14 protein-coding genes, 1 tRNA gene and 1 pseudogene are annotated in these 13,929 nt (G+C 64.0%); 3 read left to right on the top strand and 13 right to left on the bottom strand.

All coding sequences use genetic code 11. The features are described 5' to 3' along the window. Nucleotides 1-114: 114 nt before the first annotated feature. Together ACE10W_RS22390 and ACE10W_RS22395 are read right to left on the bottom strand one after the other, a co-directional pair. Nucleotides 115-1,305: an alpha/beta hydrolase family esterase gene (locus tag ACE10W_RS22390; RefSeq protein WP_375761972.1), complete on the bottom strand. Its 1,191-nt coding sequence runs from the start codon at nt 1,303-1,305 to the stop codon at nt 115-117. A gap of 3 nt (nt 1,306-1,308) precedes the next feature. Continuing rightward, nucleotides 1,309-1,728, bottom strand: a complete 420-nt coding sequence (locus ACE10W_RS22395; RefSeq protein ID WP_060913125.1) for a hypothetical protein — start codon at nt 1,726-1,728, stop codon at nt 1,309-1,311. A 261-nt stretch (nt 1,729-1,989) separates the two neighbouring features. Between ACE10W_RS22395 and ACE10W_RS22400 the strand changes: the two are divergent. Continuing rightward, nucleotides 1,990-2,076 (top strand): annotated as a pseudogene (locus ACE10W_RS22400) (integrase); the annotation flags it as partial. Nucleotides 2,077-2,345: 269 nt separating this feature from the next. Here ACE10W_RS22400 and ACE10W_RS22405 read toward each other — a convergent pair. The 9 genes from ACE10W_RS22405 to ACE10W_RS22445 form a co-directional block, all read right to left on the bottom strand. After that, on the bottom strand, nt 2,346-2,753 hold the full coding sequence (locus ACE10W_RS22405) for an EF-hand domain-containing protein (protein WP_182871855.1): 408 nt from the start codon (nt 2,751-2,753) through the stop codon (nt 2,346-2,348). A 194-nt stretch (nt 2,754-2,947) separates the two neighbouring features. Beyond that, nucleotides 2,948-3,190 carry a hypothetical protein gene (locus ACE10W_RS22410; protein WP_161534739.1) on the bottom strand — a complete coding sequence of 81 codons (243 nt, stop codon included), beginning with the start codon at nt 3,188-3,190 and terminating at the stop codon, nt 2,948-2,950. Nucleotides 3,191-3,785: 595 nt separating this feature from the next. After that, nucleotides 3,786-3,863: transfer RNA gene (locus ACE10W_RS22415), tRNA-Pro, on the bottom strand. Nucleotides 3,864-3,989: 126 nt separating this feature from the next. After that, a complete protein-coding gene (locus ACE10W_RS22420) occupies nt 3,990-4,568 on the bottom strand; it encodes a MerR family transcriptional regulator (protein WP_375761973.1) in 579 nt (192 codons plus the stop codon). Nucleotides 4,569-4,594: 26 nt separating this feature from the next. Then, nucleotides 4,595-4,936, bottom strand: a complete 342-nt coding sequence (locus ACE10W_RS22425; RefSeq protein WP_028171641.1) for an integration host factor subunit alpha — start codon at nt 4,934-4,936, stop codon at nt 4,595-4,597. Nucleotides 4,937-5,070: 134 nt separating this feature from the next. After that, nucleotides 5,071-6,051: a beta-ketoacyl-ACP synthase III gene (locus ACE10W_RS22430; RefSeq protein ID WP_375761974.1), complete on the bottom strand. Its 981-nt coding sequence runs from the start codon at nt 6,049-6,051 to the stop codon at nt 5,071-5,073. Beyond that, nucleotides 6,048-7,109, bottom strand: coding sequence for a phosphate acyltransferase PlsX (gene plsX, locus ACE10W_RS22435; RefSeq protein ID WP_375761975.1), 1,062 nt, complete (start codon nt 7,107-7,109; stop codon nt 6,048-6,050). The genes ACE10W_RS22430 and plsX overlap by 4 nt, the downstream gene beginning before the upstream one ends. Nucleotides 7,110-7,406: 297 nt before the next feature. Continuing rightward, nucleotides 7,407-7,970: a DUF177 domain-containing protein gene (locus tag ACE10W_RS22440; protein ID WP_161534703.1), complete on the bottom strand. Its 564-nt coding sequence runs from the start codon at nt 7,968-7,970 to the stop codon at nt 7,407-7,409. Next, the gene (locus tag ACE10W_RS22445) at nt 7,967-8,518 is read right to left on the bottom strand and encodes a ubiquinol-cytochrome C chaperone family protein (RefSeq protein WP_375761976.1); all 552 of its coding nucleotides are present in this window, start codon (nt 8,516-8,518) and stop codon (nt 7,967-7,969) included. The genes ACE10W_RS22440 and ACE10W_RS22445 overlap by 4 nt, the downstream gene beginning before the upstream one ends. A gap of 98 nt (nt 8,519-8,616) precedes the next feature. Between ACE10W_RS22445 and ACE10W_RS22450 the strand changes: the two genes are divergently transcribed. Further along, nucleotides 8,617-9,102 (top strand): outer membrane protein assembly factor BamE, encoded by a 486-nt coding sequence (locus ACE10W_RS22450; protein ID WP_162603564.1) that lies wholly within the window; start codon nt 8,617-8,619, stop codon nt 9,100-9,102. Nucleotides 9,103-9,219: 117 nt separating this feature from the next. Then, complete coding sequence (locus ACE10W_RS22455; RefSeq protein ID WP_011087786.1) at nt 9,220-10,221, top strand: tripartite tricarboxylate transporter substrate binding protein; 1,002 nt, start codon at nt 9,220-9,222, stop codon at nt 10,219-10,221. A gap of 276 nt (nt 10,222-10,497) precedes the next feature. Here ACE10W_RS22455 and ACE10W_RS22460 read toward each other — a convergent pair whose 3' ends face one another. Both ACE10W_RS22460 and thiL read right to left on the bottom strand, forming a co-directional pair. Continuing rightward, entirely contained in the window at nt 10,498-12,618 is a 2,121-nt protein-coding gene (locus ACE10W_RS22460) for a sodium-translocating pyrophosphatase (RefSeq protein ID WP_011087787.1), read from the bottom strand. A gap of 267 nt (nt 12,619-12,885) precedes the next feature. Then, on the bottom strand, nt 12,886-13,884 hold the full coding sequence (gene thiL / locus ACE10W_RS22465) for a thiamine-phosphate kinase (protein ID WP_375761977.1): 999 nt from the start codon (nt 13,882-13,884) through the stop codon (nt 12,886-12,888). Nucleotides 13,885-13,929: the final 45 nt, after the last annotated feature.

The raw sequence follows: 13,929 nt of genomic DNA on the forward strand, positions 1-13,929 counted from the left end.
TCGCACGTTCTACGAGGTCGACGATGATCTTGGGTAGCAACTCCAACCAACAAACGTCTAACTGGCGATCTTCCTGACCCATGCTCAGCGGCGTCAGTCTGAGAATAAGCCAGACTATCCACCGAGCGAATGCTCGAGGAAGAAGCGCAGCATTTCCCTCGTCGCATCCGGTCCTTGCGGATCAGTGTAGGACCCGGCGGGGCTGCCGCCTGACCACGCGTGTCCGGCGCCGTCGATGTTCCAGTGTTCGGATATCGCTCGACCGGCCCCGTCAATCAGGACGGTGCGAGTATAGGCATGGCCGTGGGGTACGCGTCCGCGAAGTACCTTCGTCGTCGGTCTCGTTGCCCCGGCGGACTGCTCGATAATCTGATCGCCATTCTTTGGATGCACCGTAGTGTCACGATCGCCATGGAAAACGATGGTCGGCACAGAAGTTATGCCGTCCGCAATTGCCCTGGAGCCGCCTCCCTGTCGCATGGCCACGAACGCGGAGGGGAGATCGCTCGCGGCTCCACACGCGAGGCCTGAATGAATACCGACGGCCGCGTACAGGTCGCTATACGTTGCGCCCATGATGGCGGCGGCGGCCCCGCCGGCCGACAGACCCGCGACGTATACGCGCTTCGGATCGATCACATGGTCGCGCATGATCTGGCGGGTAATGCCGGCGATCATCGAGGGCTCGCCCCCGCCGCGGCGCTGGTCGCCCGTGCGAAACCAGTTCCAGCACTTCGCCTGGTTGGCTCCGCTCGGCTGCTCAGGATAGACCACGAAGCAATTCTGCTCTTCCGCCAGGAAATTCATCCGGGTGCCGGCCGCGAAATCGTCCGGCGACTGGGTGCAGCCGTGAAGCATGACGATCAGGGGAAGCCGTTGTCCCTGACAGCGGCTTGGGATGAACAGCTTGTAGGTCCGGCTTCCCGCGGCGTTACTGAAGGTACCGGCGATAAACCGTGTGGCCTCGGGCACGATGTCCGATGGGGACAGAGGGGCGCGCTTGATCGGACTGCGCAGGCCGAGTCCGGAAAAATCCCGCATGCCGTCGAGCGGTAAGGAGTGTCTGCGTCCCTGAGCAGAGCGGGCCGGCGCAATCTGCGGAGCTTTCCGCTCCTCGACGACGTCGGCCGTGGCGTCGATGGTAAGCGGATCGAGCCGCGGGAGCCGAGCCTGAGAGGCGCTGCGAGACTCCGGTCTTGGCGCGCGACCGCCCTGGAGCATGCGCTGCAGCAGCGCGGTGGCCTCGACCAGTTGGCCGGCACGCGTGAGGCGGGTTGCTTCGCGGACTATGTCTTGATTCAGCATCGTTCACCTCGTTCTGTCGGCGAGTGCGGCCTTGACCGCGGGAGTGGCGTGAAGGGCCCCCAGCACCGAGACCGACGCGATTGTGGCGCGAGCCAACTCGGGAGTGACGTCCTGGGCGATGGTGGCTAAGCCCAAAACATTGATCTGCAGCATCTCGCCGGCGCGCCGCGCCGCTTCGAGATCCTCGCGAGTGTAGTTGCGCAGCCCGAGGTCCAATTTCTTCCGGGCCATGGACTGTCTGACGACCTCTACGTGTCGCTCGAGTTGGTTCCGGATTGCTGTCCGGATGAAATCGGTCCGGTTCGAATAGAACCCTTCCTGCACCATAAGATCGACGTGACCGAGGTCGACATAGCCAAGGTTGATCGTGATCTTCTCGGTGTCGGGGGCCTTGGGTCGCAGCTCGTGCACATTAGCGGGCATAGCGAAACATCCATATACCATCCCTTTGGATGGCTTATGGATGTTATCTAGATGCTCCCGGGCGTCTTTCAAGGGATGGAGCCATCCAATGACTGCATGAGCCGCTCGCGCAGGCGGGCCGTCTCACGTCGAGGGCGGTCGTCGCATCGGGGAGACCAGACAAATTCCTGGCGAAACGCGCCTCGCCGATCATCGCAAGCCCAATGGCCAGCTCGTTCAAAGGCTTCAAACGGAAACAGGTTCGTCGTGCTCCCACGCCGGGGGCAAACCAAAATCGAGAGCACCGTCCGGTACCTGGGAATTGAAGTCGACGATGCACTCGCAATAGCAGAGCAGGTCGACGTCTGAACTAACTGGGCAGAGCGGACATGCTCTGCCCCTCATTTGCAGCCGGCTTCGGGCCAACTGCGGCCATTCCTAACGAGGCTGCAATGTCTGCGTGGACGCGGCAGGTGACGTAAACAAGGAGACAAAAGAACAAGCGTACAACGACGCGAACGTGGTCGCGATTATGCGGATCGCGGACCTGAAGGCTTAAGGCTTCGTTTCATCAGCAGGAAAGATCCATTGTAGGAGCAGATGGCACACGGGACGACGCGCCATCCGCGGGCAGCCGATCACCTGGTTCCGTGGATGAACGTTTGCATCTCCTCTAACGTAAGCTTGCCATCTTTATTGCTGTCCATTGCCTTGAAAATTCGTTCGTGAGCTGCCTGAAACTCCTGCAGTGAGATGGTCCCATCGCCGTCGGCGTCCATCAGAGCGAACATCATACGCATCATAAAAGGTGGTCCCATCGCGCCTCCACCCATCATGCTGCGCCCCATCATATGTCCCATCATGCCGCCGCCCGGCATGCTTCCGTGTCCCGTCGTACCCACGCCTTCCTGGCCCATGGGATGCAATTGCGATTGCATTTGTTGCTGATCTGGTTGCGGTGTCATTTGGCTCTGTGCAAAGGCACCGAACGTGCCATACGTTAGAATGAGAGCGGATATCGTGAGTTGTAGAACGCGCGTATACATTTCGAACCTCCTCCGAAAAGCTGCGGTCACCCCAAAGAGCCAAATCGAAGGCGCTTCGCGCCGTCAATTGCTACTCGGCCGGACTGTGTCGCTTACACTCTCACGCCCTGTGACTAGATAACGTGACGGCGATCCCACGCGGTGCAACCAGAAGAAAGCTGCTCTCGACCACTGCCGGGTATTTTATCTTTATCTCAATAGGAATGCGGCACGACCGTTTGTGGCCCGCCGCTATAAAAATGCTGACGCTTGGGCTTTGGTGCGACTGCGGAAGGTGCCATTGCGAATGCGCTGCTCGCGGTTGTCATACGTGTGGCATGAGGAATGTTTGTTTTTGGGCCGCCCTGATAGGTGTGCCGATCCACGGTTTGCGCAATGCTGGACACCATCAGGAGTGGCATGACGAGCGCTACTGCGAGAACGTATTTGATTGTCATGATCTTCTCCCAGCTTAGCTGACAGCAGAGGAAGCGGACCACTAAAGCCGTAAAGCGCCATGATGCAGATCAATAGGTCAGCGGCGCTGTTTGAGATGCGCCAATCGGTCCTATGTCGTTCTAAGTGCGCAAGAGAAGACCGCATCGACAGATCATCCTGCTTGATCGCGTGCCAATCTCATTGTGTTACAGTCGCCGCGCGATAGCTTCCGCAGAATTTGGTTGAAAGTCCGCTCGTCATTCGACGTTCTCGCGCTCGGCGGCGAAGATCTGCGCCGGGGAGAAGACAACTCCGCTCCCGAGGTCGCGCGCCCAGCCCCCTGCGACGCAACCCATGAAGCAGCTGTCGTAGATACTCCTCCATCCGACGGGCTGCCACGATGACATCATGCCCTTGTTTTGCCCGACGGGTCAAACCGATTCGGAAAAACATGATTCGCCAACAGCTTCGCTACTGTGCATGGGGTTGTTTTCGGCATTTTAATCTGCCGACCATCGAAGCAGCGCCCCTCTGCCGATCGACGCGCATGCGTCCCGCGGCGGGAGTAGGCTCCACGCCGACGGTCAATCCACCCGACAGATGAGTTGGAAAAAATGGTCGGAGCGAGAGGATTTGAACCTCCGACCCCTAGTCTCCCAGACTAGTGCGCTAACCGGGCTGCGCCACGCTCCGAACGTCGTTCCATTAGCTAGGATCGCCGCTTTGCGCAAGGCGAGGTCGCAGCATTTTGGTATCGCGATCTGGTTGGCTCTGAGCCCAGAGCCCCCGGAACTGCCCGCAAAGCCGGCCGATACCGCCCTAGCCGTCCTTCAGCGCCTGGTCCAGCATTTCCCGGCAGGCGACGAGGTCGGCGAGCACCCGCCCTAACCGCTCCCGGTCGAGCGCGCTGGGGCCGGCCGGCGCGGCGGGGGTGCCGCCCTTGCGGAAGGTGGTGAGGATTTCCTCGTCGTCGACCTCCGTGAAGCGGAAGTCGATGCCGTCCTCTTCGTCGCCCTGGTAGTCGTCATCGTCGGCGTCGGCGACGCCCTTGATCGGCGCCTCGTCGTCCGGCTCGATCAGGCTTGCGCCGATGGCGTCCTCGATGGCTCCGAACGAGACCGCGGCCGCGCCGTCGGCGAGGCCCTGCACCGATTTGACGCCGTGCTCCTTCAGGATCCGCTGCACCCCGCGGATGGTGTAGCCCTCCCCGTAGAGCAGCCGGCGGATGCCCTTGAGCAGGTCGACGTCGTCGGGACGGTAATAGCGGCGGCCGCCGCTGCGCTTCATCGGCTTGATCTGGGAGAACCGGGTCTCCCAGAACCGCAGCACGTGCTGCGGAATGTCGAGTTCCTGCGCTACTTCGCTGATGGTTCGGAACGCATCCGGCGCCTTGTCCAAATGCCAAATCCTTATCCGAAAGGCGATTATGCCTCGGGTTGAACCTTGCTGCCGTCGCCGTTGGTACGGTGCTGGGCGTTGATCCGCTGCTTCAGGATCGCCGACGGCTTGAACACCATGACCCGGCGCGGCGAGATCGGCACCTCGGTGCCGGTCTTCGGGTTGCGGCCGATGCGCTGACCCTTCTTGCGGACCATGAAGGAACCGAACGACGACAGCTTCACCGTCTCGCCCTTCTCAAGGCAGTCGGTGATCTCCTTCAGCACGAGTTCCACGAAGGCGGACGATTCCGTGCGCGACAGGCCGACCTTCTGGTAGACGGCTTCGCACAGATCAACACGCGTTACGGTTTTACTTGTATCGGTCATCGCCCTGCCCCACATCACGGCGAACAATTGTTGTCTGAAATTATGAGGTTACGATACGCCGGTCAACAGCGCTCATCAATGCAGAAGCATCGATAATCGCCGCTGATTCCGGCAAAATTTTATCGACTGTGGCTCTACCAGCGCACCAGCGCCGAGCCCCAGGTGAAGCCGCCGCCCATGGCCTCGAGCAGAATCAGGTCGCCGCGCTTGATGCGGCCGTCCTTGCGCGCCACCGCCAGCGCCAGCGGGATCGAGGCCGCCGACGTGTTGCCGTGACGGTCCACCGTCAGCACCACCTTCTCCGGCGCGATATGCAGCTTGTGCGCGGAAGCGTCGATGATTCGCTTGTTGGCCTGGTGCGGCACGAACCAGTCGATGCTGTCGGCATTGAGCCCGGTCGCTTCGAAGGCATCGACGATCACGTCGGTGATCATGCCGACCGCGTGCTTGAAAACCTCGCGGCCCTCCATGCGCAGATGGCCGACGGTCTGGGTCGAGGACGGGCCGCCGTCGACGAACAGCTTTGCCTTGTGGCGGCCGTCGGAGCGCAGATGCGTGGTGACGACACCGCGGTCGGTCGCAGCACTGCCCGGCTGGCCCTGGGCCTCCAGCACGACCGCGCCGGCGCCGTCGCCGAACAGCACGCAGGTGCCGCGGTCGTTCCAGTCGAGGATGCGCGAGAAGGTCTCGGCGCCGATCACCAGCGCGCGCTTGAAGGCGCCGGTGCGCAGGAAATTGTCGGCAGTGGCGAGCGCGAACACGAAGCCCGAGCACACCGCCTGCAGGTCGAAGGCCGCGCCGTGGTTGATGCCGAGCCCGTGCTGCACGGCGACGGCCGTCGCGGGGAAGGTGTTGTCAGGCGTCGAGGTCGCCAGCACGATCAGATCGATCGACTGCGCGTCCACGCCGGCATCGGTGAGCGCGGCCTGCGCGGCCTTGATCGCCAAGTGCGAGGTGAACTCGCCCTCGGCCGCAATGTGCCGCTCGCGAATGCCGGTACGCTGGACGATCCACTCGTCGGACGTGTCGATACGCGCCGCCAATTGGGCGTTGGTCACCACCTGCTCCGGCAGATAAGAGCCGCAGCTCAGCACGACCGAACGAATTTTGGTCACGAAACAGCCTCCTGCGCGGCCTGCACGGAATTGAGTGCACCACCCTCGCGGTTGAGCATCTGATTGATCTTGTTCAGGAGATCGTAGTGAGCCATCTCATAGCCAACATCGATCGCATAGGCAAAGCCTTCGGCGCTGGTTCCGCCGTGGCTTTTAACCACCAGTCCATTGAGCCCCAGGAACACGCCGCCATTGGACTTGTTGGGGTCCATCTTGTCCCGCAGGGCCTGGAAGGCGCTGCGCGCAAAGAGATAGCCGAGCTTGGACAGCCAGCTCCGCTGCATCTCGTTGCGGAGTAATTCCGCCATCTGCCGTGCGGTTCCCTCGGCAGCCTTGAGCGCGATGTTGCCGCTGAAACCCTCGGCGACGATCACGTCGGCCAGCCCCTTGCCGATGCCGTCGCCCTCGACGAAGCCGATATAGTCGAGTTCCGGCAGGTTCCTCGCCCGCAGGATTTCACTGGCTTCGCGGATCTCCTCGTGCCCCTTGATCTCCTCGGCCCCGATGTTGAGCAGGCCGACCGTGGGGCGCGGCTTGTTGAACAGGACGCTTGCCATCGCCGCGCCCATGACGGCCAGCGACACCAGGTGGTGCGCATCGCCGCCGATGGTGGCGCCGAGGTCGAGCACGACGGACTCGCCGCGCTTGGTCGGCCAAATCCCCGTGATCGCCGGGCGGTCGATGCCCGGCAGCGTGCGCAGGTGGAAGCGCGACATTGCCATCAGCGCGCCGGTATTGCCGGCGGAGACCGCGACATCCGCCTCGCCCTTCTTCACCGCATCGATAGCAAGCCACATCGAGGAGGTCCTGCGGCCACGGCGCAGCGCCTGGCTCGGCTTGTCCGAGCCACTGACGGCGACGTCGGTATGGACGATCCTGGAAGCAGCCTTGAGCGCGGGGTGCTTCTCGAGCTCGGGCTCGATCCTGGCGCGGTCGCCGACCAGCAGGAATTCGGTCTCCCGATGCCTATGAAGCGAGATGGCGGCGCCTGGAATGACCACGGCGGGGCCGACATCGCCTCCCATGGCGTCAAGCGCGATGCGAACCTTGCTTAGCATAAAAGTCCTGGAAACCTGGTCTGGTGCGGTCTTCAACGAGCGGGGGCCGCGAAATGGGTTCGCCACGGACGTGGCGGCGGCCAGGCGCCACGCCGCGCCCGGACCGGGGCGCGACAATAGCGTTTTGTTATCCCGAAACAACCTCTTGCCCCCAGCCTTTTGCATTCGGGGCGATCCGGCGGCAAACCAGAAGATTCGCAGGAAATATATGGAAATCAGATAGATAAATCAGGTTTTCAAACCACTCCCGCAAAGGCCTCACGCTGCCTGGCAAGCGGTCTTACGGGGAATCGGCAGCTATTGGCCTTTCTTCTTGTCCTGAAGCGCCTTCAGCGCTGCGAAAGGATGGTCCGACGGGTCGAGGGCGACGACCTCCGCCTCGAACACGACCCCCGGCTTGCGCGGATAGGGGTCGATCGCCAGGAACAGGGCATCGGTGGCGAGCCGGCCGAGGTCGATGATGCCATTGATGATGGCCTCCGGCGGGTCGATGACCTCCGGTGGCTCCTCGTCGTCCTGGCCCTCCTCGATCAGGTCGGACAGGCGGCGTGCCTCGGCCTCGGGGGCGAACGTCAGGTCCACCTCCTCCTCGATCTCGTTCTCGATCGGATCGAGCGAGACCACGCAGGTCTGGCCGACCCGGGCGCGGACGTGGCCCGTGACCTGGACCCGGCCGCCGCTTTTCGGCACGACGTCGAAGCTGGCGTTAGCGGACAGGATCTCCCGCACGCCCGCGACCTCGGCCATGACCTGCCGTTCGGCGGCCGACGCCTCGATCTCGCGGTGCAGGCCGGTGTCGGGAATCTGCGCAACGATGACGGGGGACCGCCAGGGATCGGGTCCAGTATTCGGTCGGCTCATGGCGTGACATCCTCGGGAAGCGCCGGGGGAAAGTTGAAGGCCGCGCGCAGCAGCGCGGCCTCGCCGGTCCGGCCGAGATCGGCGTCCGTGGCCCGCGCGTAGGCCGCGAGCCGCTGCGCTTGGTCCATGCCCGACCCATTCAAGATATTCTTGCAGATCGCCGCTGCCAGCGCCTCACCGCCGCCTTCGATCGCCTGATCGTAGGCCTGCACCCGGCCGTAAAAGGCCTCGCCGAAGGCTCGCATCCGCTTCGGCACGGTCTGGTCGCCCACCCCCATCTCGCGCAGATTGTCGTCCATGTCCTCGCAGAAGCGGTCGAACAGCGCCTGCGACAGCTCCGTGGCGCCCTGGACCGTGCGCAGGCGGCGCAGCAGCAGCCAGAGATGGAGCAGCAACAGGTCGAAACGCCCGTTAACCGTATCGGGCACGCCCAAGTCGCGGTAAAATATGGGTTCTCGCGCCTGCGTCACGATCATGCCATAGATGGCTTCAATGGTGCCCGGCGGGGCTAGCCGGGGTTTCCTGAAGTGATTGAACGGCCAAAGCATTGTGGTTTCCGCAAGCGGGCGCGCGCGTGTTGCATTCAGAGCCTCAGCCCGGTACTTCAGCGCCTCGCGCGACGCAAGGGGACGGAATCAGTTCCGCTATGACGATAACGAACCAGACGAGCCCGCGCGCAGACAAGCGGCGCGGCCTTCATGCACGCTGGCGCGGCCTGCGCATGGCTGCCGCTGCGGCCTTGGTCGGCGTGGCGCTCGCGGGCTGCACCGGCGAGCAGTTCCAGAAGGGCTACATCCTGCCGCCCGGCGCGCTGGAGCAGATTCCGATCGGCGCGAGCCAGGACCAGGTGCTGATCGTGATGGGCACGCCCTCCACGGTCGCGACCCTCGACGGCGAGGTCTTCTACTACATCTCGCAGCGCTCGGAGCGGATGGTCGCCTTCATGAACCAGAGGGTGGTCGATCAACGCGTGATCGCGATCTATTTCGACAAGAACCGGCGCGTGCGCCGGCTGGCGAATTACGGCCTCCAGGACGGCAAGATCTTCGACTTCATCAGCCGCACCACGCCGACATCGGGCCAGGAGATGAGCTACCTCACGCCGCTGTTCAAACTGCTCAGCTTTAACTGAGCCTTCAGCCTGCGGCGTCGTGCCGCCCTCCGTGCGCCACTTACCGGCGCGTGCGACTTGCCGTCGCGCGCCGGGTTCCATACGCTCCCTGCAAAACAAGAAGCTGGGAGTGGATTCGTGCCGAAAACCTTGTTGTCCCGCCGCCGCGTGCTCACCGGCGCTGCCGGCCTGTCGGCTGCAGCGATCCTGCCGCGGTCGAGCCTGGCGGACTGGAAACCCACCGAAAACGTCCGCCTCGTCGTGCCGGCTGCGGCCGGCGGTTCGACTGATGTCATGGGCCGGCTCCTGGCCGCCCATCTGCAAACCGCCTGGGGCCAGTCGGCCGTCGTGGAAAACCGCTCCGGCGGCGGCGGCACGATCGGCACCGCCGAGGTGGTTCGCGCCAAGCCGGACGGCCACACCATCCTGATTGGCAACCCCGGGCCGAACGCGATCGCCTACAGCATCTTCAAGAACCTCACCTACAAGCCGGACCAGCTCCAGCCGGTCTCCAACATGATCCGGATCCCGAACATCGTGTCGGCGCATCCGAAGACCGGCATCAAGTCGGTCGCCGAGCTGATCGCCTATCTCAAGGCCAATCCGGACAAGCTCAGCTATGCCTCCTCCGGCGTCGGCCAGAGCCCTCACCTCACCGGCGCCTGGTTCTTGCAGCTCACCGGGCTGAAGATGACGCACATCCCGTTCCGCGGCGCCGGGCCCGCGCTCCAGGCCGCGCTCGCCGGCGACATCCAGATCCTGTTCGACAACCTCTATCCGAGCCTGCCGCAGGTCCAGAACGGCACGCTCACCGGCCTCTGCGTGACGACCGCCGAGCGCAGCGACCTCGCGCCGAACCTGCCGACCATGCGCGAGAGCGCACCGGAGCTGGCCAATTTCGACGTCTCGTCGTGGTTCTCGGTGTTCCTGCCGAAAGGCGTCCCCGCCGGGGTGCTCGAAGCGCTCAATCTCCAGGTGAAGGCGATGCTGGAGCGCGACGACATCAAGAAGAACATCGCCGCCATGGGCGCCCGCGCCGACTACGGCACGCCGCAGCAGTTCGCCGACTTCGTGGACGCCGAGACGAAGAAGTTCGCCGGCATCATCCAGAAGGAAGGTTTGCAGATGGATGTGCAGTAGGCGGGCTCGCTTGCGGCGCAGGAGATTTGAACCAGTTGAAGGCGATGAGGACGGCCGCCGCCAGCGCGACCGCCAGCATTGCACGCGCACCGGATTGCCGGCCACCGGCTTGCACCCTGCCGCAAGTCGGACAGACCGTGTCGGCCATCAGCATGTCGCAGCCGCACCGGATACACTTGGTCGTCTCGACCTTCATGGCGACGGTCCCCCGTAAAGCGGACAACAAAAAACCCGCGGTTTGCACCGCGGGTTTGTCGTTTGTAGCGCGCGACAGGTTCAGTGCGCCAGGATCGCCAGCAGCAGCAAAGCCACGATGTTCGTGATCTTGATCATCGGGTTCACCGCCGGTCCCGCCGTGTCCTTGTAGGGATCGCCGACGGTGTCGCCGGTCACCGCTGACTTGTGGGCATCACTGCCCTTGCCGCCGTAGTGACCGTCCTCGATGTACTTCTTGGCGTTGTCCCAGGCGCCGCCGCCGGAGGTCATGGAGATCGCGACGAACAGGCCCGTCACGATCACGCCGAGCAGCATCGCGCCGACCGCCGAGAACGCCGCCGACTTGCCGGTCGCACCGCCTCCGGCGATCGCGTAGATCAGGAAGTAGACGACGATCGGCGACAACACCGGCAGCAGCGAGGGGATGATCATCTCCTTGATCGCCGCCTTGGTCAGCAGGTCGACCGCCTTGCCGTAGTCCGGCTTGTCGGTGCCCTGCATGATGCCGGGCTTCTCGCGGAACTGACGCCGCACCTCCTCGACGATCGCGCTCGCCGCGCGGCCCACGGCCGTCATGCCCATCGCGCCGAACAGATACGGCAGCAGACCACCGAACAGGAGGCCCACCACCACATAGGGATTGTTCAGCGAGAAGTCCGGATTGACGCCGGCGAAGTAGGTGTGATGCGCGGAGTCCGCAACGAAGAACTTGAGGTCCTGGTTGTAGGCCGCGAACAGCACGAGCGCGCCGAGACCGGCCGAACCGATCGCGTAGCCCTTGGTGACCGCCTTGGTGGTGTTGCCGACGGCGTCGAGCGCATCGGTCGACTTGCGCACCTCCTTCGGCAGGCCCGCCATCTCGGCGATGCCGCCGGCGTTGTCCGTCACCGGACCGAAGGCGTCGAGCGCGACGATCATGCCGGCCAGCGCCAGCATGGTGGCCGTCGCGATCGCGATGCCGAACAGGCCGGCAAGGCTGTAGGTGACGAGGATGCCGGCGATGATGACGATCGCGGGCAGCGCGGTCGCCTCCATCGAGATCGCAAGGCCCTGGATCACGTTGGTGCCGTGGCCGGTCACCGACGCAGCCGCAATCGACTTCACCGGACGATAGTCGGTGCCGGTGTAGTATTCGGTGATCCAGATGATCAGCGCGGTGACGATCAGGCCGACGACGCCGCATTCAAACAGCGACATGCCGGTATAATCGACACCATCGAGCTTGCCGAAGCCGATCAGCGTGTAGATCACCACCGCAATGCCGATCAGCGACAGCACGCCGGTTGCGATCAGACCCTTGTAGAGCGCGCCCATGATCGACTGGCTCGGCCCGAGCTTGACGAAGAAGGTGCCGATGATCGAGGTGATGATGCAGATGCCGCCAATGGCGAGCGGCAGCGTCATCATGCTCATGAGGATCGGCGTCTTGGCGAAGAAGATCGCCGCGAGCACCATGGTGGCGACCGCGGTCACCGCATAGGTCTCGAACAGGTCGGCGGCCATGCCGGCGCAGTCGCCCACGTTGTCGCCGACGTTGTCGGCAATGGTCGCCGGGTTGCGCGGATCGTCCTCGGGAATGCCGGCCTCGACCTTGCCGACGAGGTCGCCGCCGACGTCCGCACCCTTGGTGAAGATGCCGCCGCCGAGACGGGCGAAGATCGAGATCAGCGAGGCGCCGAAGCCGAGCGCCACCATGGCGTCGACGACGACGCGGCTGTCAGGCGCGAGCTTCAGCGAATAGACCAGGAAGCCGAAATAGAGGGTCACGCCGAGCAGCGCGAGACCCGCCACCAGCATGCCGGTGATCGCGCCCGCCTTGAAGGCGAGCTCGAGGCCGCCGGCGAGCGACGTGGTCGCCGCCTGGGCGGTGCGCACATTGGCGCGAACCGAGACGTTCATGCCGATGAAGCCGGCCGCCCCCGACAGGATGGCGCCGATGGCAAAACCGATCGCGACATAGAACCCGAGGAAATAGACAAGCAGCACGAAGATGACGATGCCGACGATACCGATCGTGGTGTACTGGCGCCGCAGATAGGCCTGTGCGCCTTCGCGCACCGCAGCTGCGATCTCCTGCATGCGCGGCGACCCCGCATCCGCGCTCAACACCGAAGACGTCGCCCAAATCGCGTAGACGACGGAAAGCACTCCGCAGAGCACTATCAACCATAATGCTGTCATGTGATTTTTTGCCTCAGATCCTTGATGTGTCCCCGGCGCCTTTTATTGTCCGTCGTGCGGTGCGGCGCCTTGATTTCGAACAAGGCCGCCCCCTTTCCCGAAGGGGCGGCCTCAGTCGGTCGCGAGCTTGCCAAAATCAACTTGATGGTGCAACGCCGGAAGCGGCCGAAAAAGCCGATCTCGGCAAGTATTTAGGCCAAGTCCTGAGCAAGTCCTGAGCTCCAAGTCCTCAGCCCATCGCCCGAACGCCGCGATTTGGAGCAATTCCTAGAAGTGGCTGTAGGACAGCCGCTTCAAAGCCAATTCCTGGCCCTGGCCGTCCAGGAAGCGCGGCCGCGCGCTCCCTGCGACGATCATGCCGATCGCCGTGACCGCAACGCCAGCGGCCCGCCCCGCGGCAATCAGCGCATCGCTTTGCGCCGGCGGCACCGTGCACAGCACCTCGTAATCGTCGCCCCCGGCAAGCAGCGTCTCGACGCAAACGGCGTTGCGCACGATCAGGCCCGCCGCGGCGGCCGAGAGCGGCACGTTCGCCACGTCCACAGAGGCCGAGACGCCCGACGCCGCGCAGAGTTTTGTCAGGTCGCCGGCGAGCCCGTCGGAGACGTCCATCGCAGCCGACGCATGATCCCTCACCGCGCGCGCCAGCACGTTGCGTGGCTGCGGGATGCGATAGCGCGAGACCAGAGCTTCCCTTGCGGCAGGATCGGACGCCAGCGCCGCAGCCGCAGCGCCGCCCGTGAGCACGTCAAGTCCGAGCGCGGCATCGCCGATCGTGCCTGTCACCAAGATACGGTCGCCTGGCCGCGCCCCGGTGCGGCCGACCATCCGACCCCGTGGCACGCGGCCAAAGGCGGTGATCGAGATCATTTGCGGCCCTGGCGTCGACACCGTGTCGCCGCCGAGCAGCGGGCACGCGAAGGTTTTCGCATCCTCGCCCAGCGCATCCGCGAACGGCCCGAGCCAGGCGTCCTCCTTGCTCCGCAGCGCCAGCGTCAGCACGAAGCCGGCCGGCACGGCGCCCTTGGCGGCGAGATCGGACAGGTTCACCCGCAGCGCCTTGCGCGCGATGGTGTCGGGTGGGTCGGTGGCAAGATAGTGCACACCCTCGATCACGGCATCGGTGGTGACGACGATGTCGTCGCCGGACGAGGACAGGACCGCGGCATCGTCGACCAGCCCGAACGCACCGGGATCGGTCGCCAGCGGCTTGAAATAGCGCGTGATGAGGGAGTCTTCGGCGGAGGGATTGTGCGGGTCTGCCACTTGCCTAGCCCCATTCTCCGCTGTCATCGCCCGGCTTGACCGGGC

This window comes from Bradyrhizobium sp. B025 (assembly GCF_042257955.1).
GTDB classification, from domain to species: Bacteria; Pseudomonadota; Alphaproteobacteria; order Rhizobiales; family Xanthobacteraceae; genus Bradyrhizobium; species Bradyrhizobium diazoefficiens.